Raw genomic sequence first — 20,477 nt, 5'->3', positions numbered from 1 at the left:
TTATCGATACGATGCCGATATAACTTTACTATTGATGTCATTCAGTAACGCGTCTGTTTGGTGATTAAAACGAGGAAATACATGCAACAACACTCCCCTCTCATAACTTTGCGTGAACTTGCCCAGGATGCGGCAGAAAAAGCGGCATCGCAACTTGCACAGATTCGGCAAAGTCACCAACAAATGGAGCAACAACTCACGGCGTTAATGAATTATCAGGATGAGTATCGTACCCGTTTGAATGACACACTTAGCAATGGTATGTCCTGCTCGACTTGGCAAAATTACCAGCAGTTTATGAAAACACTGGAAATGGCAATTGAACAGCACAGATCACAACTCAATCAATGGAAAAAACGTCTTGAGCAAGCCATGTCACAATGGCAGGAAAAACAGCAACGCCTGAATGCTTTCGACACACTGCAACAGCGGGCAGAGCATAATTTGAAGTTACACCAAAATCGCATGGAGCAAAAACAAATGGATGAGTACGCACAACGCGGTGCACAACGGAGAATGAAACAATGAACCTCACTCTTTTGCCTACTGATTTAAAATTCACAGACAAAGGTACGGATAAAAGTCAACCGACTCTGAATAATGCCGTGATACATTCTTCTCAATTTGGGCAACTTCTCAATGCAGAAACAGCCGCTATGCACAAGCCCATTACTCAGGCGGATAAAAATAGTCTGAAAGAGGAAAAATCCACTTCTGATAAAACAGCAGAAAACAACTGCCCGCAATTGGCAGTAGTGTCAGATAACAGTGTGGTCAAGGATAAATCACCGGTAGAAACAGCACCGCAAAAAAACAGTGCCAAATTTGCTGTATTAAAAGATGAAGATCTCTTATCAGCCGAAGCATTAAGTGCGGCGATACCCATCCAGCTTGCTGGGCTGCTTAACTCTCATACAAATTCCGCGCTTCTTGCTGAAAACTCACAGGGTTTGATGGGCAATGGATCGTTAGAAAATACATTACTGGAGAATTTTTCACCAGAAGATGTCTTACTGAAAAATGAATGGCTAGATAGCGAAGGCAGCACGGTTAACACACTTTTGGACAGAAATACCGAAATAGCCGGCTAACTGACACCAACCTTGCTGAACAATCTAAAGTCAGTGAACAAGATAAAGGCATTCAGCTTTCTGCTAAACAGGATATCCCCCTGAATAATAAGACAGAAGACTCGGTCAATCTTCAATCTGAATTGGCGCCGCTGACCGGACAAATCAGTCAGGCTGCTAATAACTTTGCCATCAATAACAAAACCGAATCTGAACATACTCTTAAAAACACAGCTTCAGGCAATAGCAAAGAGTCAAATCTGCTCCAGATGGCAAGTCAGGCCAGCCTTGCATTAACAGCCTCCACGACAGAGACAACGTCTATCGACTCACCGATGGTATTGGCAACTCCTTCCCTATTTTCAGTAGGGCAACAGCAATTCCAGCTGAACAGTGCAACAACACCTTTATTAAATGCTCATCTTGGCAGTGAAGAGTGGCAACAACAGCTCAATCAACATGTGCTGTTTTTTAATCGTAATGGATTGCAACAGGCTGAACTCCGCTTACATCCTCAAGAGCTGGGGGCGCTGCATATCCGTATGAACGTTGAGGACAATCAGGCTCAATTACATTTTGTTTCCGCCCATCAGAATGTTCGTGCGGCGCTGGAAGCAGCATTACCCGGATTACGCCATGCACTGGCTGAAAACGGCATTCAATTGGCACAAAGCAGTGTCAACAGTGATGCTCAAGGAAACGGTCAACAAGAGCATTTTGCTGATAACCATGCCAATAATCCGAACAGCAATTCTGATTCCCATGCTAAAACGCAAGCGTCTGGTTTAACGGCAGCGACAGGGATCACAGCCTCCCAAGTATCCGCCATCAGGGTAACACCTCAGCAACTCACCTCGATCCGAGGAGGCATTGATACTTTCGCCTGATTATTCACCTAAATATTAAGCCTAATTTCGTGAGGCATCGGAATAAAACGAAAATGGATCGATAACAAACGTGTGAGTTAATGGTTTTTTCCTCGTTTGTTCCAGCCATTGCCGGAACAAAGACGCGGGATAATTGATATCGATTTTGATGGATAGGGACTCCGCCACGGAATGAGCGGGGACTTATTTGCAACAGAAAACAGGAATTTATCTGTCCATGTCTGATTATAGCTACGAGCATAAACGCAAAAATCCAATTTGGATGATACTGTTAATACTGATTGCTGTTCTTGGTGTTGCCATCGGAGGGTATAGCTGGTGGATAATGAACCAGTCAACCAACAACAGTACAGAAAAAACCAAAGTCATTGACGCCCCCGTATTTATGACTCTGGAACCATTTACCGTCAATTTGATCGACAACGAAGAGCATTTCGATCGTGTTCTGTACGTTGGCATCACATTGCGTTTGACTGACGAGAAAACCCGTCAACGCTTCCATGCATATCTGCCCGAAGTTCGTAGTCGTATGTTGCTGTTATTATCACGTCAGAAAGCTGCTGATCTGGCAAAAGATGATGGCAAGATGCGTTTAGTAGCAGATATCAAACAGGCACTACACCCGACACTAATACCCGGTGAACCCGATCAGGAAATCACCGATGTGTTATTTACCACGTTTATTCTGCGATAATCACAATGAGCGACAATATTCTTTCACAAGCAGAGATCGATGCTCTGCTCAATGGTGACAGTGCCTCTGCTGATGACGCAGAACAAGCTGTGTCCCAAGAAAGTGAGGTTCGCCCTTACGATCCCAATACACAACGCCGTGTTGTACGCGAGCGTTTGCAGTCACTGGAAATCATCAACGAACGTTTTGCCCGCCAGTTCAGGATGGGGTTGTTTAACATGCTGCGCCGTAGCCCGGATATTACGGTCGGCGCTATCAAAGTTCAGCCTTACCTCGAATTTGCCCGCAATTTGGCTGTGCCAACCAACCTCAATCTGGTTCACCTGAAACCATTGAGGGGCACTGCACTATTCGCTTTCGAGCCTAGCTTAGTTTATATCGCAGTTGATAACCTGTTTGGCGGGGATGGTCGTTTTCCAACCAAAGTGGAAGGTCGTGAATTCACCTATACCGAACAACGGATCATTAACCGGATGCTGAAACTGGCACTGGATGCCTATCGTGATGCATGGGATTCCATCTTTAAACTTGAAGTGGAATACGTGCGTTCCGAGACGCAGGTGAAATTTACCAATATCACCACTTCACCGAATGACATCGTGGTGACGACTCCGTTCCAGGTAGAGATCGGTGCATTGACCGGGGAATTCAATATCTGTATTCCATTCGCCATGATCGAGCCTCTGCGCGAGCGCCTGACCAATCCCCCTGTGGAAAATGTGCGTCAGGAAGAGAGCCAGTGGCGTGAAAGTTTAGTGAAACAAGTTCAACATTCAGAATTAGAGCTGGTGGCGAACTTTGTTGATATTCCTCTGCGGCTGTCAAAAATCCTTCAATTGAAAAGAGGCGATATCTTGCCGATTGAAAAACCTGAACGCCTGATCGTTCACGTTGATGGTGTGCCTGTGCTCACCAGTCAATATGGAACCCTAAACGGGCAATATGCCCTGCGTGTTGAACACCTGATTAACCCTGTTTTAACTGCTCTGGATGAGGAAAAGCCCAATGAGTGATGCTAAACAACCTACAGATACCAGCTCGACTGAAGATATGTGGGCAGAAGCGCTGGAACAACAGGCCGCACAGCAAACCTCTGACGGCGGCGCGTCAATATTTGAGAATCTGGAAGCGCAGGATGCGTTGGCCCAACTTTCCGATATTGATTTGATCATGGATATTCCTGTCAAGCTCTCTGTCGAGCTAGGCCGTACTAAAATGACCATCAAACAACTGTTGAGATTGTCACAAGGCTCAGTCGTTCCCCTTGATGGTTTGGCGGGAGAACCATTGGATATTCTGATTAATGGTTATTTGATCGCACAGGGAGAAGTGGTTGTCGTATCGGATAAATACGGTATCCGTATCACAGATATCATCACTCCTTCTGAACGCATGCGTCGCTTGAGTCGTTAACTATGATGGCGAACCAGCCCTCCGTTCATACTTCTTTTCAACATGGTGCGGCATCTGATGCTGCACCTGTTAACACGGCAGTCAGCTATGCCCATGTGAATACGATCAAACAGACAGGCAATAGTGCCCCTCTTCCAGCCAGCCAAACGCTGATGCAAGTCAGCAGTGCCCTGGGCGGTATTTTATTGCTGATTTTCTTCATAACATGGTTAGTTCGCCGTTTAGGTTTTTCCCCTGCCAAAAGCAAAAATCATCGTTTGCTAAACGTTAAGGCAAGCTGCGCCCTTGGACCGAAAGAACGGGTTGTTGTGGTAGAAGTTGAGGATAACTGGCTGGTTTTGGGGGTCACATCCCAACAGATCAGTATGCTGCATCAAATGCCTGTACCGTCTGACAACGTGGACAAGGAAACCGTACTCAAGTCGCTGCCATTTGGTCAGATGCTAAAAAATACACTCCAGAAAAAGCAAGAATAACAAGGACGATGATGAAAAATAGTGTTTTTATGACAGGCAAGAAATTTGTTTCACGGCTTTATCCAATGCGTTTGACGACTCTGTTTATGGCGCTCCTGCTGCCACTGTTCCCCATGAACGCAGCAGCCGAGTTTCCTGGCATCATCAGCCAGCCCTTAGCCAATGGTGGACAAAGTTGGTCATTGCCAGTCCAAACCCTGATTTTCATCACGGCACTGGGGTTCATCCCTGCTGCCCTGCTAATGATGACCAGTTTTACCCGCATCATCATTGTACTTGGTTTGCTGCGCAACGCGCTGGGAACGCCTTCTGCCCCGCCTAATCAGGTTATGTTGGGTTTGGCGTTGTTTATGACTTTTTTCATTATGGCGCCAGTGTTCGACAAAGTTTACCAAAACGCTTACCTGCCCTACAGTGAGGATAAAATCACCCTGGAATTCGCACTGGATCAGGGAGCCAAGCCTTTGCGCCAATTCATGTTACGTCAGACACGGGAAAATGATCTGGCACTGTTTGCCCGTCTTGCCGATCAGGGTGCATTTGAAACTGCGGATTCTGTTCCAATGCGCGTACTCGTTCCCGCGTTTATTACCAGTGAATTGAAAACCGCGTTCCAGATTGGCTTTACTCTCTTCATTCCGTTCCTGATCATCGATCTGGTTGTTGCCAGTGTCTTGATGGCGTTGGGGATGATGATGGTTCCGCCAGCTACCATCTCACTGCCGTTCAAACTTATGCTGTTTGTTCTGGTAGATGGCTGGCAACTCTTGCTGGGTTCACTGGCACAAAGTTTTTATGTCTAATCAATAACTTTATGTTTAGCGTGAAATCTTATTGGAATAAAGATCAAAAAGCGGTTTGAGGAAATTATGACTCCAGAATCGGTAATGGCCCTCGGTGTTGAGGCAATGAAAGTGGCGTTAGCACTGGCTGCCCCTCCCCTTTTATCTGCCTTAATTAGTGGCTTAATCATCAGCTTATTACAGGCGGCAACTCAGGTAAACGAGATGACCTTATCGTTTATTCCAAAAATCCTGGCCGTCTTCGTGACTATCGTCACTGCCGGACCCTGGATGTTAAATTTATTGCTGGATTACATGCGCACGCTGTTTAGCAGTATTCCGACTATTATCGGTTAATTATGATCCCGTTTGATAGTGAAACACTTTCCCGCCTCGTCAGTGATTTTTTCTGGCCATTGGTGCGCCTGTTGGCCTTGTTCAGCACAGCACCTATTTTCAGTGAAAAACAGATACCGATAAAAGTTAAAATTGGCTTGGCCTTAGTGATCACAGCGTTACTCGTTCCAACCCTTCCCTCCCCGCAAATTCCGATTTTTTCTGTTGCCGGAATTTGGATCTTGATACAACAAGTATTGATTGGTATGGCCTTGGGACTAACCATGCAGATCGCCTTTGCCGTAGTGCGTCATGCAGGTGAAGTACTCGGCTTACAAATGGGACTTTCATTCGCCACATTTTTTGATCCTACTGGTGGTCCGAATATGCCTATCTTAGCCCGCATCCTCAACATGATGATGATGTTGCTATTCCTGGCTTTTGATGGGCATTTATGGCTATTATCGATTCTGGCCGATACATTTTATTCTATTCCCATTCAATCAACCCAATTGAATCCAAAGGGTTTCTTATTACTATCCCAAAGTGCCAGCCTGATTTTTATCAATGGCATGATGTTGGCAATGCCAATGATTACCCTACTTCTGGTCTTGAACTTCTCTCTGGGCATGTTAAACCGTATGACACCACAACTTTCTGTATTTGTGGTCGGTTTTCCATTGACTCTGACAGTGGGAATTTTCACGCTTTCCCTGTTATTTCCAACATTGATACCATTTACTGAGCGGTTATTTGGAGAAATGTTTGACCATTTGGCGATAATTATTCATGAACTGGTACGGTAGCGGTTATTTTTCTGATAAACCCGCTAATCTGGCAGGATAACTTCCATCTTATCCTGATATTCCTCTTCAACCATCCGCTATAGCCCCCGCATTCAACATTAACATTTAAGCTACAAAAAATATCGACACACGGTATTTATTTCAGTTAATTTAATTTCAAAATGTTACTATCAAACGTGAAATTAGCACAAAAACCCACCAAATTATCGATAACCAGTTCATTTTTACAAAAAACAGTTATAGGCGGTATTTAATTTACTCTCAAACGGATGCAACAAATAAAAACCAAATAACTACAAAGGAGTAATGAAAATGTTACACGAAAACTCTTCACAAACTTCTTCAGGCGCTTGTCATAACCATCTCTCTCCTTGTCTACCTATCCTCTTAGTTCTCCCCAGCAAGCCATCTGGTTTGATCAGGCTATTCATCCCAATTCTTCCAACTACAACCTCAGCATTTTTATCTGCATTGAAGGAGAATTGAATGAAGCATTATTTACCCGTGCCTTTGAATCTGTTGTTTATTGTCATGACACTCTGCGTTTGCAATTTCTCAACACCTACGCTTTACCCAGGCAAAAAGTTGTTCATTCCCTCTCGGTAGCTGTAGATATACAGGATTTTTCATTGCATCCAGATGCTGAAACCAAAGCAAAACAATACATGGATGACGAATTCATGCATCCATTTCGCCTGAATGAGACACTGTGGCGTTCCAAATTATTGCGGGTCAGCAATACCTGTCGGTACTGGCAATTTTGCTGTCATCATTTGGTCATTGATGGCACGGGTATGTTCATCCTCATCAACAAGGTTATCGATGCCTATAACCGCCTGATGAAAGGAGAAAACCTGAACAACTCCGCTCATTCTTATCTGGATTTTATTACGGATAACCTCAATTATCTTGCTTCCGAACACTATTCACACGATAGGCAATTTTGGTTGAAACGCTATGAAAACCTGCCTCCTCCCTTGCTCCAGCCTGTCAATTACACTAACACGGCAAGCCATAAACAAACCAAACCCGCTGCTCCTCAGTCTGTCATTTGGTCAATCGACCAGGCTCTTTTTAAACGTATCGAAAAAGTGGCTGGCGGACAGGGATTGCCCTTCCTGCATTTCATGTATGCCATTCTGGCCTGCTATTTCACCCGAATAACAGATGTCAATGAAATTGTCATTGGTGTTCCCGTGCACAACCGCAAAAATGCACGACAAAAATACACGATGGGTATGTTCGCATCCGTGATCCCTATTGGTATCACCCTTTCACCGGAAGATACGTTTCGTGATGTCATGCGCAAAGCCGCAACTGAAATGAGTCTTTGCCATGAACATGACCGTTTTCCCATCGCAGAACTCAACCGACAAATACACTCGCGGCAACAAGTCGGAAATGCGCGATTATTTGACGTGACTTTATCTCTCGAACCGTTTAAAGCTAATTTGCATATGGAAGGAGAAAACGTCAGCGCCAAACAGTTCGAGCTGCGTTCCGGCGCTCCCTATCCTCTTTGTGTCAGAATGAAGCAATATACAAACACCGCCCGCCCTGAAGAGACCTATTCCCCGATTTCCATTGAGTTCTATTTTTCTCCTGATTATCTGAGTACCACGGAGGTTATGGCGCTCCGCTCCCGTCTTGCTGTCCTGCTTGACGCCGCTCTCACTTCTCTGGAGATACCCTCTCTTACGCAGACAAAAATAGTCAATCTGCCAATCCTGCCCAACATCGAACGCCAGCAGGTATTGATGGATTTCAACGCCACCCAAGCCGAGTTCCCGCAAAATACTCTGATTCATCAATTGTTCGAAGCACAAGTTCGGCGCACACCAGATGCCATCGCCGTGGTCTTTGAAGAGCAATCACTGAGCTACGATGAACTGAACAAACGCGCCAACCGTCTGGCGTATCATCTGATTGCTCTTGGCGTGCGTCCTGATGATCGGGTGGCAATTTGTATTGAGCGTAGTCTGGAAATGGTGATCGGTTTATTAGGTATCCTCAAGGCCGGTGGTGCTTTCGTTCCCCTTGATCCGACTTATCCAACCACGCGGCTGACATATATGCTCAATGACTCAGACCCCGTGGCGCTGATTACTCAAACAACGATGACAGAAATAGAGAACAGTCACCTGCCAGCCATTCTACTTGATATTCCAGACGATTCTGTTTTGGATGGAAGATCGGATAAAAATCCAGAAGTCCAGTCATTAGGACTAACCTCTCGTCATCTGGCTTATGTTATCTATACCTCTGGCTCCACAGGGCTGCCTAAAGGAGTCATGATCGAACATCGCAGTTTATGTAACTTGATTACTACCCAGCAAGACATACTAACCATCACGCCAGACAGTCGGATCTTGCAGTTTGCCTCAAACAGTTTCGATGCCTGTATTTGGGAATGCTGTATGGCTCTATTGGCGGGCGCTCGCCTTTATCTTGCCAGGCGGGAGAATCTGCTACCGGGAACAACCCTGTCTCACTATTTAGAAACTCACACCATGACTCATGCCCTCTTGTCCCCCACTGCTTTGGCAACTATGGAGACGCTTCCGGCAACCCTGCAAACCTTACTGGTGGGAGGAGAAGCATGTTCGCCTACGTTGACCAAACGCTGGGCACCAGGACGACAGATGATCAATGCATATGGCCCGACGGAAGCCACTGTTTGTACTACTCTTTGCCGATGTGAAAGTCAGGGAGATCATGCCCCGCCGATTGGTCGTCCCATCGCCAATACCCAGATCTATATCCTTGACAGGCACGATCAACCCGTTCCGCAGGGAGTTGTGGGAGAAATATATATCGCTGGCGTCGGCGTTGCCCGCGGTTACCTGAACCGTCCTGAACTCACTGCCGAACGTTTCCTCATTAATCCATTCTCTTCTGAGCACAATGCTCGTATGTATAAAACCGGTGATCTGGGGCGTTGGCTACCCGATGGCAAAATTGAATATCTCGGCCGTAATGATTTCCAGATCAAATTGCGTGGTTTCCGCATTGAGCCGGGAGAGATCGAAGCAAGGCTGCGGCAATGCCACGGTGTACGTGAAGCCGTGGTACTCTCTTGTGAAAACAGTCCGGTAGCAAAACAGCTAGTCGCCTACTTGTTACCGAAGACCGATGTTGAACTGGAACCCATGGTATTAAGGCAGCAACTCGCACAACACCTGGCAGAATACATGATACCCGGCGCTTTTGTGACACTCGATGCCTTTCCACTGACACCCAATGGCAAACTTGACCGTCAGGCTCTTCCCAAACCCGATCATACAGCAATCGTCACACGCAGTTACCAGACGCCCATAGGAGAAGCAGAAACCATCCTGAGTCAAATTTGGCAAATGTTGCTCGGAGTTAAATATGTCAGCCGCTGCGATCACTTTTTCGAGCTTGGCGGGCACTCGCTGACAGCCGTTGACCTGATCGAAAAACTACGCGAATTGAGATGGTTTCTTGACATTCAGGTTGTATTCACCAGACCCGTATTGAAAGAGATGGCAAAATCGCTACTGTCGGTTCAAAAAGATACCGTTCAAGGGAATACAGCGCCAGAAAATGCAACAATGTTCACTGTCCCGCCCAATCTCATCCCAGAGGGCTGTACTGCCATTACCCCCGACATGTTGACTTTAGTTTCCCTGTCCCGGCACGAGATTAATGCCATCGCCGCGACTATTCCTGGTGGTGCTGCCAATATTCAGGACATCTATCCTCTTGCACCGCTACAGGAAGGTATTTTGTTCCATCATCTGTTGCAAAAACAGGGCGATACTTATCTGTTGCGCGAGTTGCTTGCCTTCGACACCCGCGAACGGCTCGATACCTTTCTGGCAACTTTACAGCAGGTCATTAACCGTCACGATATTCTGCACACTTCAATCTACTGGCAGGGGTTAGCACAGCCAATGCAAGTTGTCTGGCGACAAGCATCTCTGAACATTAATACATTCTTACCCAATGGCGAACAGGATATCCCTTTCCAATTACTGGCGCGTACCGATCCCCATCAGTACCGCCTTGATGTGAGTAAGGCGCCACTATTCTTCGCTGACATCGCCTATGACTCGCATCAGGATGAGTGGTTACTGGTTTTGTGCATCCATCATTTAGTTTGCGATCATTTAACACTGGAACGTATCATTGATGAAATTGATGCATTATCACCTGACGATAGCGAGAATGAATATCCTGACAATCGTCATTCTGTAAAATTACCCCCAACATTGCCTTATCGTCATTTTGTCGCCCAATGCCTGCATTGGCCGACTTCAGATCATGAAGCCTATTTTCGTAAGATGCTCTCTGATATAGATGCACCAACAGCGCCTTTTGGGATACTGGATATTCACAGTGAGGATAAGCAGATAACCGAGGCCAGACAGCCACTGGATATGGCACTGTCCAGGGCCATTCGCACACAAGCCCGACGTCAGGGGGTCAGCCCCAGTATATTGTTTCATGTTGCTTTGGCGCTGGTGCTGGCAAAAACCAGTGGGCGCGACGATGTCGTCTTTGGTACGGTATTGCTGGGGCGTATGCAGGGCAGTCCCGGCATCGATCAAATTATGGGGCTACTTATCAATACCTTACCCATTCGGATCGGGTTGTCAGATAATAGTGCACAGGCGATCATTCAAGAAACCTACCTCAATTTGATGAACTTGCTGGAACACGAACAGGCAACACTGACACTGGCTCAACATTGCAGTAGCGTGATACCCCCTTTGCCACTCTTTAACACACTACTCAATTATCGTCATAGCCAGGCGGATATTACCTTGGCTAAATGCGAAGGTGTGCGTCTGCTGATGGAAGAAGAGAGAATCAATTATCCTATCGGTTTATTTGTTGATGATTGGGGCGATGGATTTAGTTTAGTTGCTCAAACCGTATCGGACATCGATCCAATTCGTCTGATCGGCTATATGACCACTGCCCTGACGGGGCTACTCGAAGCGCTGGAAACCACACCCCATCAACCAGTTTTGGCTATTTCGATTTTGCCCAATGTGGAACGTCAACAAGTGCTGGTGGATTTTAACGTGCTCCCATCTTCTCCAGACCCTGTATTCTTTCAAAATACAGCAACCGACTTCCCACAAGACGCATTTATTCAACAACTGTTTGAAAAGCAAGTACAGCAAAATCCCGATGCGATTGCTGTCATCTTTGAAGAACAATCATTGAGTTATGTTGAATTGAACCGTCAAGCCAATTGCTTAGCGCATTATCTGATTACCTTAGGTGTCCGCCCGGATGATCGGGTGGCGCTTTGTTCTGAACGCAGTCCGGTTATGATAGTGGGATTACTCGCTATCCTTAAGGCTGGCGGAGCCTATGTTCCACTCGATCCAGGCTATCCAGCCGAACGACTGGCTTATATACTTGAAGATGCCGCTCCCGTTGCCTTGCTCACCCAAACTTTATTCACCCAAACAACGTTAATCAATCGATTGACCAACGTACTCATTGTGGATCTCAATCATCTTGCATTCCTTACCGCAAACATGCCAATCAGCAACCCAGACCCCCAAGTGCTTGGCCTAACCTCACGCCATCTGGCTTATGTGATTTATACCTCGGGTTCAACAGGCTTGCCTAAAGGGGTAATGAATGAACATCGCAGTGTCGTGAATGGTCTGCTCTGGTCACAGAAGACTTATCAATTAACCCCGCAGGATCGGGTCTTGCAGAAAACACCTTTTAGTTTTGATGTTTCCGTTTGGGAGCTATTCCCGCCCCTGATGTTTGGGGCACAATTGATTCTGGCTCGTCCCGATGGTCATAAAGATCCGCACTATTTACGGTCTGAGATAGAAAAACGCCAGATTACTCTTATCTACTTCGTGCCTGCCATGCTACAGCAATTTGTCCATGCTATTCCTGCCGGTTGTTGCCCTTCCTTGCGTCATATTTTATGCAGTGGTGAAGAATTTCCTTATGCTTTGCAACAGAAATGTCTGTCCCATTTTGCTCACTGCCAGTTACACAATTTATATGGCCCAACTGAAGCGGCGATTCATGTCACCGCCTGGCAATGCGTGCCGGATCGTTATATCGGACGAGTTCCGATTGGGAAACCCATAACCAATATCCAAATTTATCTGCTTGATAGTCACAAAAAACCCGTGCCTATCGGTGTTACAGGGGAACTTTACATTGGTGGAATCGGTGTTGCCCGCGGTTATCTGAACCTTCCAGAACTAACCGCAGAACGCTTCCTTGCTGATCCTTTTTCTTCAAATCCTGATGCCCGTCTATACAAAAGTGGTGATCTGGCGCGTTGGTTGCCTGACGGTAATATTGAATATTTTGGTCGTAATGATTTTCAGGTCAAGATACGTGGTTTCCGTATCGAACCTGGTGAAATTGAGACGACATTGGCACAATGTCGCGGTGTGCGAGAAGCGGTTGTGGTTGTCCGAGAAGATACACCGAATGAAAAGCGCCTGGTTGCTTATCTGCTCGCCGAACCCAATGCGACACTGGTGCCAGCAGAATTACGCCAGCAACTGGCGCAACATCTTGCCGAATATATGCTGCCCAGCGCCTTTGTCACGCTAGCGACTTTCCCGTTAACCCCTAATGGCAAACTTGACCGTCAGGCACTGCCAAGGCCAGATCAAACAGCACTCGCGACCCGCAATTATGCAGCGCCTATCGGAGACACAGAAACAGCGTTGGCCGGAATCTGGCAAGAATTGCTGAAATTGGAAAAAGTCGGTCGTCATGATCATTTCTTTGAACTCGGTGGTCATTCTCTGCTCGCCATTCAGCTTGCTGCACGAATACGCCAGAAACTGGCGCGAGAATTGCATTTGCAGCAACTCTTTTCCCATCCTGTTCTGGCCGATTTGGCTGCCTTGCTCATCGACACGCCTGTCACAACCCAACTCGTTATTCCCGCTACCGTTCGCAATCAACCACTACCACTCTCTTTCTCCCAACAACGCTTGTGGTTCCTTGCCAGGCTCAACAACAAAGCCAGTCTGGCCTATCATATCCCGATAACCCTGCATCTCAGCGGATATCTCGATCATGCTGCATTTACGTCTGCACTTGACCATCTCGTTAGCCGACATGAAAGTTTGCGAACCCGTTTTGTCCTGATTGATGACCAACCTTACCAACACATAGATAATGCAGATACGGGTTTTTCTCTGACCTGTCAGGATCTACGCAGGCTAGACGAAATTTCTCGTATGGCCCGCATTAACGAATTAGCGGAACTTGAAACACAAACCCCATTCGATTTCGCTAATGAGCCAATGATTCGAGGTCATTTACTGCAACTGTCTGATGAAGAACATGTGCTGATCCTTACTCTGCATCACATCATCACCGATGGCTGGTCAATAGGGATATTGCTCCGCGAACTCAGTGTTCTCTACCGTACCGCACAAGGGAAGTGTGGCGATCCTTTGCCTCACCTTCCCATTCAGTATGCGGACTATGCCGTTTGGCAACAGAAATGGCTACAAGGTGATGTTCTTACTGCACAACGGGATTTCTGGCAGAAACAACTGCAAAACGCATCGACATTGCTGACTCTCCCTATTGATCATCCACGCCCGCCAGAACAAAGTTACACCGGCGCTCATGTGTCCGTTCACCTGAATGCTGATTTATTATCGGCTCTCAAAGCGTTCGGACAACGGCAGGATGCCACATTATTTATGACGTTACTTGCAGCCTGGAGCATTGTGTTGGCCCGTTTGAGTGGGCAGGATGATATTGTCATTGGCACCCCCGTTGCCAATCGTTCATTGAGTGACCTTGAAGGCTTGATCGGTTTTTTTGTCAATACCCTGCCTTTACGCATCAAACTGGAACAAGGCAACTCGGTGGCGAATCTGCTTGCCCATGTTCGTGAACAGACGCTGGCAGCTTATGCACATCAAGACCTGCCTTTTGAACAATTGGTAGAAACCCTAAAACCCGAACGCAGCTTGAGCTACAACCCAATTTTTCAGGTTATGCTGGCTCTGAACAATACCCCCACTCAATCCCTTGAATTACTGGGTTTATCTGTCTCGAAGATAGCGCCGCCACACCGCAGCGCGTACTTTGACCTGACATTGTCACTGACCGAAAACCAGGATGGTCTCAATGGTTATCTGGAATATGCATCAAGCCTGTTCGACCGGCCGACGGTTGAACGCATGGTGGGTTATCTCACCCATGTACTGACTGCCATGACAACGAATGAAACACAGACTATTGCTCGTCTGCCGATGTTGTCCGTGGCAGAACGCCAACAATTATTGATTGATTTCAATGCCCCTCAAGCTGATTTTCCGCATAATACGCTGATTCACCAACTGTTCGAAGCTCAGGTACAACGCACACCAGATGCTACGGCGGTGATCTTTGAAGAACAATCCTTGAGTTATGACGAACTGAACTGCCGTGCCAACCAACTGGCACATAGTTTGATGGCTTTTGGTGTACGCCCTGATGACCGCGTGGCAATTCAGGTTGAACGAAGTGTGGATATGATCATTGGTCTGTTCGGGATCTTAAAAGCAGGGGCCGGTTATATCCCGCTTGATCCAGCATATCCTGCCGAGCGGCTGATTTATCAGTTGTCAGACTGCAAGCCTGCTATATTGCTGACCCAGAAACATTTACAGACACGCTTACCAATACAAGATATTCCCATCTGGCTGCTGGACGATGAAGTTCGTCAAAATAATCTGCAAAAACAGCCTGATTATAATCCTGACAGCCGGCAAACAGGCGTTCAGCCTCATCATTTGGCCTATATCATCTATACCTCGGGTTCAACCGGAAACCCCAAAGGCGTCATGCTGGAACATCGCAATGTTGTCAGCCTTATCCATGCTCATAGCCAGATCAGTGAACCTGGCTTGGGGGATCGTATTCTGCAATTTGTGACTTTCGCGTTTGACATTTCAGTGTCAGATATTTTTCCTACTCTGGCATCAGGTGCCACGCTGGTTCTGCGCCCACCTTATATCAAAATACCGAATAGCACGTTTGTTAATTTTTTACGTAAACAGAAAGTAACGATCATCAATATACCGACGGCTTTCTGGCACCATTGGGCGCAAGAAATGAAGGCTGAACGTGTCGGTTTCAGCCCCTATATACGTACCGTTATTGTTGGGGGGGATAAAGTAGAATACCGTTATTTAATGGATTGGCTGTCGTGCCCGGAAACCCAATCCTGCCGCTGGTTCAACGCTTATGGCCCGACAGAAATTACCATCACTGCTACCGCTATGCAGATAGATAAAGAAATGGTGATAGATAACAAATATACTCCGCCTATCACCAACAATATTCCGATTGGCCGACCACTGTCCAATACACTTATCTATATTTTAGATGCATCTGGTCAGCCAGTTCCTATTGGCGTAAGTGGCGAAATCTATATCGGCGGAATGGGGGTCGCCCGTGGTTATTCAAACCAACTGGAGCTGACAGCAGAGAAATTTGTTGTCGATCCCTTTAGTGAACATCCCAACGCTCGCATGTATAAGACCGGAGATTTGGCTCGCTGGCGATCTGACGGCAATATCGAATACCTTGGCCGCAATGATTTTCAGGTTAAGTTACGCGGCTTCCGTATCGAGTTAGGGGAAATCGAAACCAAATTAATGCAATGCCACGGCGTGCGTGAGGCTATCGTGCTTGCTCGCGAAGATAAGCTGGGTGATAAGCGCCTGATTGCTTATCTGATCGCCGAACCGAATATAAAACTGATACCGACAGAACTGCGCCAGCAACTCGCACAACATCTCGCCGACTATATGCTGCCCAGCGCATTTGTGACACTGGATGCTTTTCCGTTGGCTCCTAATGGCAAAATTAACCGCCAAGCCCTACCGATGCCGGATCAGACATCCATTGCAACCCACACTTATGAAGAGCCGCTCGGTGAAATGGAAATTGCCCTGGCTGAAATTTGGCAAGCATTATTAGGGCTGAAAAAGGTTGGACGATATGATCATTTCTTTGAACTCGGTGGTCATTCTCTGATGGTTATCAACCTGATTGAGCGGTTGCGCAACCGAGGTTGGCACCTTGATATTCGTACTGTCTTTTCCACATCAACACTGGCTGAAATGGCGAAAATAATGCGGGAAATTCAATATGATGAGTCCACTCTCACCGTGCCACCCAATCTCATCCCTGCGGGTTGCAACGCCATCACTCCTGATATGCTGCCGCTGGTTTCTCTGACGCAACATGAGATTGATACCATCGCGGCTACTATTCCCCATGGTGTTAACAATATTCAGGATATCTATCCACTTGCACCATTACAGGAAGGTATGCTGTTTCATCATCTGCTGCAAACACAAGGTGATGTTTATCTGTTGCACCTCTTGCTTGCTTTCAACACTCGCGAGCGTCTTGATGCTTTTCTGGCTGCTTTGCAACAGGTTATTAATCGTCACGATATTTTACGCACAGCCATCTGCTGGCAGGGTTTAACACAGCCAGTACAAGTTGTCTGGCGCCAGGCTCCTCTGCGCATCAAGACCTTTGTACCAAATAACGATAAAGACGTGCCATCTCAATTATTGGCACAGACAGATCCATACCAACACCGCCTCGATATCAGCCAGGCTCCGCTATTCTCTGCTGATATTACACATGATCCGAATCAGGGAGAGTGGTTGTTAGCGTTGTGTTGTCACCATATCCTCAATGACCACATATCGCTGAATATCATCATTGCTGAAATTAATGAACTTCTGCACCATCGTACTGAGCCATTACCACCTGTATTACCGTACCGTCATTTTATCGCTCAATCCTTGTGTGTGCCGAAGCCCGATCACGAGGCCTATTTTCAGGAAGTACTCGCTAGTGTGGATACGCCAACAACACCTTTCGGCATACTGGATGTTCACAGTGGAGACAGACCAGTCACTGAGGTCATTAAGCCACTTAATGCAGCACTAACTAACGCTATTCGCAAACAGGCACGCCGGCAAAGTGTTAGCCCCGGAGTTCTGTTCCATGTTGCGTTGGCACAAGTTCTGGCAAAAATAAGTGGGCGAGATGATGTCGTCTTCGGGACAGTCTTATCAGGACGGATGCAAGGAAGTGCCGATATTGAACGAATTCTGGGAATGTTTATCAACACCCTGCCCGTGCGGATCACGCTTGCGGGGAACAGCACACAAGAAACCGTGCAAGCAACTTACCGCAATTTGACGCAGTTACTTGAACATGAACAGGCACCACTGGCACTGGCTCAACGTTGCAGCGGTGTAGCACATCCTCTGCCGCTTTTTAATACACTTCTTAATTATCGCCATAGCCAATCGAATGTTATCAATACCCTATGGGAAGGTATACGTCTGGTAACAGGGCGAGAAAGGACTAACTATCCCATCTACCTGGCTGTAGATGATTTGGGTAAAAGTTTCCTGCTGACAGCTCAGACCATATCAGGAATCGATCCGACACACCTGATTGCTGATATAACGACTGCTTTAGCGGATCTGGTAAAAACATTGGAAACCGAACCCCAAAAACCAATCATGAACATTACTACCCTGTCTGCCACTGAGCGCCAGCAGCTACTGACCGATTTCAACACTGTTCAGGCTGAATTGCCGCAAGATACACTGACATCAGGACAATCCACTATTGGAACAACTTCCGGTTACGAAGCGCCTCTCGGTGATGTGGAAACTGCACTGGCTGAGATTTGGCAGAAATTGCTGAAACGGGAACAGGTCGGTCGTTATGACAATTTCTTTGCATTGGGGGGTCATTCATTGATAGCAATACAATTGTTGGCTCGTATGCGTGAACAAAACATGGAAATTCCATTAGCAACTTTGTTCACTCACCCTACACTATGTGAACTGGCCAGGGCTATAAACCCAAATCGCTCAACTGTAGTGAGTCGCCTAAACTAATACCATTGCTCAAAACAAAATCAAGTGGTTCCATACCCCGTGGAGCCACTTTTCAATCAATTACCTAACAGGCAATGTGTTCGGCAGACTTAGTTAAAATTAGGTTGACCATTGGATGCATTTACCCCGCCATCTATCGGCAAGTTCACCCCATTAATGAAACTGGCATCTTCGCTGGCCAAAAATGCAATGGCTGCTGCCACTTCAGAAGGTTGGCCCGCCCTTTTTAACGGAATACGACTATCGAACTGCGCAAGGGTTTCATCATCAAAGCGAGCAACCATCGGAGTCAATACCAAGCTTGGGCAAACCGCATTGACACGGATCCCTTGTGAACCATGATCCAGCGCCATCGCACGGGTTAAATTCACGACAGCACCTTTTGCCGCACAATAGTGAGCGCCTCCCCAATCTCCCCCCAAGCCAGATACCGAGGCATTATTGACAATACACCCTTTGCTTTTCAGCAAATGAGGCAAAGCAGAATAACTACAATTGAGTACACCATTGAGATTCGTAGCCAGTACTGCATTACCGTCTTCTTGTGAAGTACTCAATAAATCACCAACCACATACAACCCTGCGTTGTTCACCAGAATATCTATCCGGCCAAAATGCCTGACTGTTTCATCAACCATATTTTTAGCCGATTCCCGGTCCGCGACATCTGTCTGAATCACTAACGCTTTGCTCGAAGGCAATTCACTCAATACACGATTAAGCTTCTCTGTATCCCGCCCAGCTAACACCACAATGGCTCCCTCTTGTGAGAAACGCTTTGCTGTAGCCTCACCAATGCCACTACCTGCACCAGTAATAATGACAACTTTATCCTCAAATCGAATCATTTTATTACCCTCATTGATATATTTTCAAAGCTTACCGTGTAATATCAAACACCAGAGTCTTCCCTCAATAAACTTATATTAATTAGTTAATCACAATATAAAATATTATTTATTTAATATTAAATATAATGTACTTATTTATCTATCTGACAATTATAGCTAATTAGCAACTATGGCGTCTTCCTGCCCGATGAAATGCATTTTAATGGCAAAACTCAAATCTGGTTCGCCCAACAAGAATGGGAACGGATTTTGACCGGTTATCACGGCAATGAAATATAAATAAAGAATATGGCGGTTTATGCCGCCATACAAATTAATATGTAACTTGGGATATTCTATTTAGGCTACTGGTTATCGCATTATTTTAGATATTCACCACTACGAAGGGCTTCAATACGCTTATCCAACGGCGGATGAGATAAGAACAACTCACTGAAACTCTTAGCTTTGCCATTAATACAGAATGCCATCATTCTTCCCTCTTCCTGAGGTTCATAACTGGTCTTAAGACGTTGCAATGCAGCAATCATCTTTTCGCGGCCAACCAATTTCGCTGATCCTGCATCCGCATGGAATTCACGATAACGGGAGAACCACATGGTAATAATACTTGCCAAAATCCCAAATACGATCTCCAATACCATGGAAATCACCATGTAGACGATTGGATTACCATTACTGCTGCTTTCACTTTCATCATCGCTGCTGGAAAGGAAACTCGCAGCAGCCTGTGCAATGATACGTGAAATAAAGATAACGAATGTATTCACGATACCCTGCAACAATGTCATCGTCACCATATCACCATTAGCAATATGACTAATTTCATGTGCAATGACGGCTTCGGCTTCATCACGGCTCATATTGTTCAGTAGCCCCGTACTAACAGCAACCAGAGAAGCATTACGGCCTGCCCCTGTAGCAAATGCGTTAATATCCAGGGCATCATAGATAGCCACTTGTGGCATAGTAATTCCAACCTGATCCGCCTGACGACGTACAATTTCCATCAACCAGGCTTCAGTTTCATTGGACGGTTTTTCAATAACCTGACCACCAACAGAACGTAAAGCCATCCACTTCGACATTAACAACGAAATGAATGCACCACCAAAACCAAACAAACCAGCCATAATCATGAGGCCAGCAACACTGCTCCGCTGAACTCCTGTAAGTGAAAGTATTATTCCAAACACCACCATGACAGCAAGGTTTGTGAGAAGAAACAAGGCAATTCTCATCAT

The 20,477-nt window shown here is 46.3% G+C and carries 12 protein-coding genes and 1 pseudogene; 11 read left to right on the top strand and 2 right to left on the bottom strand.

Annotated features, from left to right (window positions below):
* Window positions 1-81 precede the first annotated feature (81 nt).
* The 11 genes and pseudogenes from fliJ to ACSJJG_RS07955 all read left to right on the top strand — a co-directional run bounded on the left by fliJ (window position 82) and on the right by ACSJJG_RS07955 (window position 18,382).
* Entirely contained in the window at window positions 82-528 is a 447-nt protein-coding gene (gene fliJ / locus ACSJJG_RS08005) for a flagellar export protein FliJ (RefSeq protein ID WP_481089056.1), read from the top strand.
* Window positions 525-1,091, top strand: coding sequence for a hypothetical protein (locus ACSJJG_RS08000; RefSeq protein ID WP_481089055.1), 567 nt, complete (start codon window positions 525-527; stop codon window positions 1,089-1,091). Before fliJ ends, ACSJJG_RS08000 begins: the two co-directional genes overlap by 4 nt.
* A gap of 389 nt (window positions 1,092-1,480) precedes the next feature.
* Window positions 1,481-1,957 (top strand): annotated as a pseudogene (locus ACSJJG_RS07995) (flagellar hook-length control protein FliK); the annotation flags it as partial.
* A 217-nt stretch (window positions 1,958-2,174) separates the two neighbouring features.
* Window positions 2,175-2,651 (top strand): flagellar basal body-associated protein FliL, encoded by a 477-nt coding sequence (gene fliL, locus ACSJJG_RS07990; RefSeq protein ID WP_481090408.1) that lies wholly within the window; start codon window positions 2,175-2,177, stop codon window positions 2,649-2,651.
* Window positions 2,652-2,656: 5 nt separating this feature from the next.
* Entirely contained in the window at window positions 2,657-3,664 is a 1,008-nt protein-coding gene (gene fliM, locus ACSJJG_RS07985) for a flagellar motor switch protein FliM (RefSeq protein WP_481089054.1), read from the top strand.
* On the top strand, window positions 3,657-4,064 hold the full coding sequence (gene fliN, locus ACSJJG_RS07980) for a flagellar motor switch protein FliN (protein ID WP_047767905.1): 408 nt from the start codon (window positions 3,657-3,659) through the stop codon (window positions 4,062-4,064). The genes fliM and fliN overlap by 8 nt, the downstream gene beginning before the upstream one ends.
* Window positions 4,065-4,069: 5 nt before the next feature.
* A complete protein-coding gene (gene fliO / locus ACSJJG_RS07975) occupies window positions 4,070-4,540 on the top strand; it encodes a flagellar biosynthetic protein FliO (RefSeq protein ID WP_481090407.1) in 471 nt (156 codons plus the stop codon).
* Between the two features lie 65 nt (window positions 4,541-4,605).
* Window positions 4,606-5,343 carry a flagellar type III secretion system pore protein FliP gene (gene fliP, locus ACSJJG_RS07970; protein ID WP_481090406.1) on the top strand — a complete coding sequence of 246 codons (738 nt, stop codon included), beginning with the start codon at window positions 4,606-4,608 and terminating at the stop codon, window positions 5,341-5,343.
* Window positions 5,344-5,409: 66 nt separating this feature from the next.
* Entirely contained in the window at window positions 5,410-5,679 is a 270-nt protein-coding gene (gene fliQ, locus ACSJJG_RS07965) for a flagellar biosynthesis protein FliQ (protein WP_099131305.1), read from the top strand.
* Window positions 5,680-5,681: 2 nt separating this feature from the next.
* Window positions 5,682-6,464, top strand: a complete 783-nt coding sequence (fliR, locus tag ACSJJG_RS07960; RefSeq protein WP_481089053.1) for a flagellar biosynthetic protein FliR — start codon at window positions 5,682-5,684, stop codon at window positions 6,462-6,464.
* Window positions 6,465-6,835: 371 nt separating this feature from the next.
* Entirely contained in the window at window positions 6,836-18,382 is an 11,547-nt protein-coding gene (locus ACSJJG_RS07955; RefSeq protein ID WP_481089052.1) for a non-ribosomal peptide synthetase, read from the top strand.
* A gap of 89 nt (window positions 18,383-18,471) precedes the next feature.
* On the opposite strand, the gene budC is transcribed toward ACSJJG_RS07955, so the two are convergent.
* Window positions 18,472-19,230 carry a meso-2,3-butanediol dehydrogenase gene (gene budC / locus ACSJJG_RS07950; RefSeq protein WP_481089051.1) on the bottom strand — a complete coding sequence of 253 codons (759 nt, stop codon included), beginning with the start codon at window positions 19,228-19,230 and terminating at the stop codon, window positions 18,472-18,474.
* A gap of 362 nt (window positions 19,231-19,592) precedes the next feature.
* A complete protein-coding gene (gene htpX / locus ACSJJG_RS07945; protein ID WP_481089050.1) occupies window positions 19,593-20,477 on the bottom strand; it encodes a protease HtpX in 885 nt (294 codons plus the stop codon).

The sequence above is a fragment of the Xenorhabdus sp. SGI 60 genome, from assembly GCF_056632175.1.
This window is presented reverse-complemented; position numbering and strand designations above follow the sequence as displayed.

Bases quoted from the DNA above. Each gene is read 5' to 3' on its own strand.
- fliJ (WP_481089056.1), top strand. From the start codon at position 82: ATGCAACAACACTCCCCTCTCATAACTTTGCGTGAACTTGCCCAGGAT.
- fliP (WP_481090406.1), top strand. From the start codon at position 4,606: ATGCGTTTGACGACTCTGTTTATGGCGCTCCTGCTGCCACTGTTCCCC.
- ACSJJG_RS08000 (WP_481089055.1), top strand. From the start codon at position 525: ATGAACCTCACTCTTTTGCCTACTGATTTAAAATTCACAGACAAAGGT.
- fliN (WP_047767905.1), top strand. From the start codon at position 3,657: ATGAGTGATGCTAAACAACCTACAGATACCAGCTCGACTGAAGATATG.
- fliR (WP_481089053.1), top strand. From the start codon at position 5,682: ATGATCCCGTTTGATAGTGAAACACTTTCCCGCCTCGTCAGTGATTTT.
- htpX (WP_481089050.1), bottom strand. From the start codon at position 20,477: ATGATGAGAATTGCCTTGTTTCTTCTCACAAACCTTGCTGTCATGGTG.
- budC (WP_481089051.1), bottom strand. From the start codon at position 19,230: ATGATTCGATTTGAGGATAAAGTTGTCATTATTACTGGTGCAGGTAGT.
- fliM (WP_481089054.1), top strand. From the start codon at position 2,657: ATGAGCGACAATATTCTTTCACAAGCAGAGATCGATGCTCTGCTCAAT.
- fliO (WP_481090407.1), top strand. From the start codon at position 4,070: ATGGCGAACCAGCCCTCCGTTCATACTTCTTTTCAACATGGTGCGGCA.
- fliQ (WP_099131305.1), top strand. From the start codon at position 5,410: ATGACTCCAGAATCGGTAATGGCCCTCGGTGTTGAGGCAATGAAAGTG.
- fliL (WP_481090408.1), top strand. From the start codon at position 2,175: ATGTCTGATTATAGCTACGAGCATAAACGCAAAAATCCAATTTGGATG.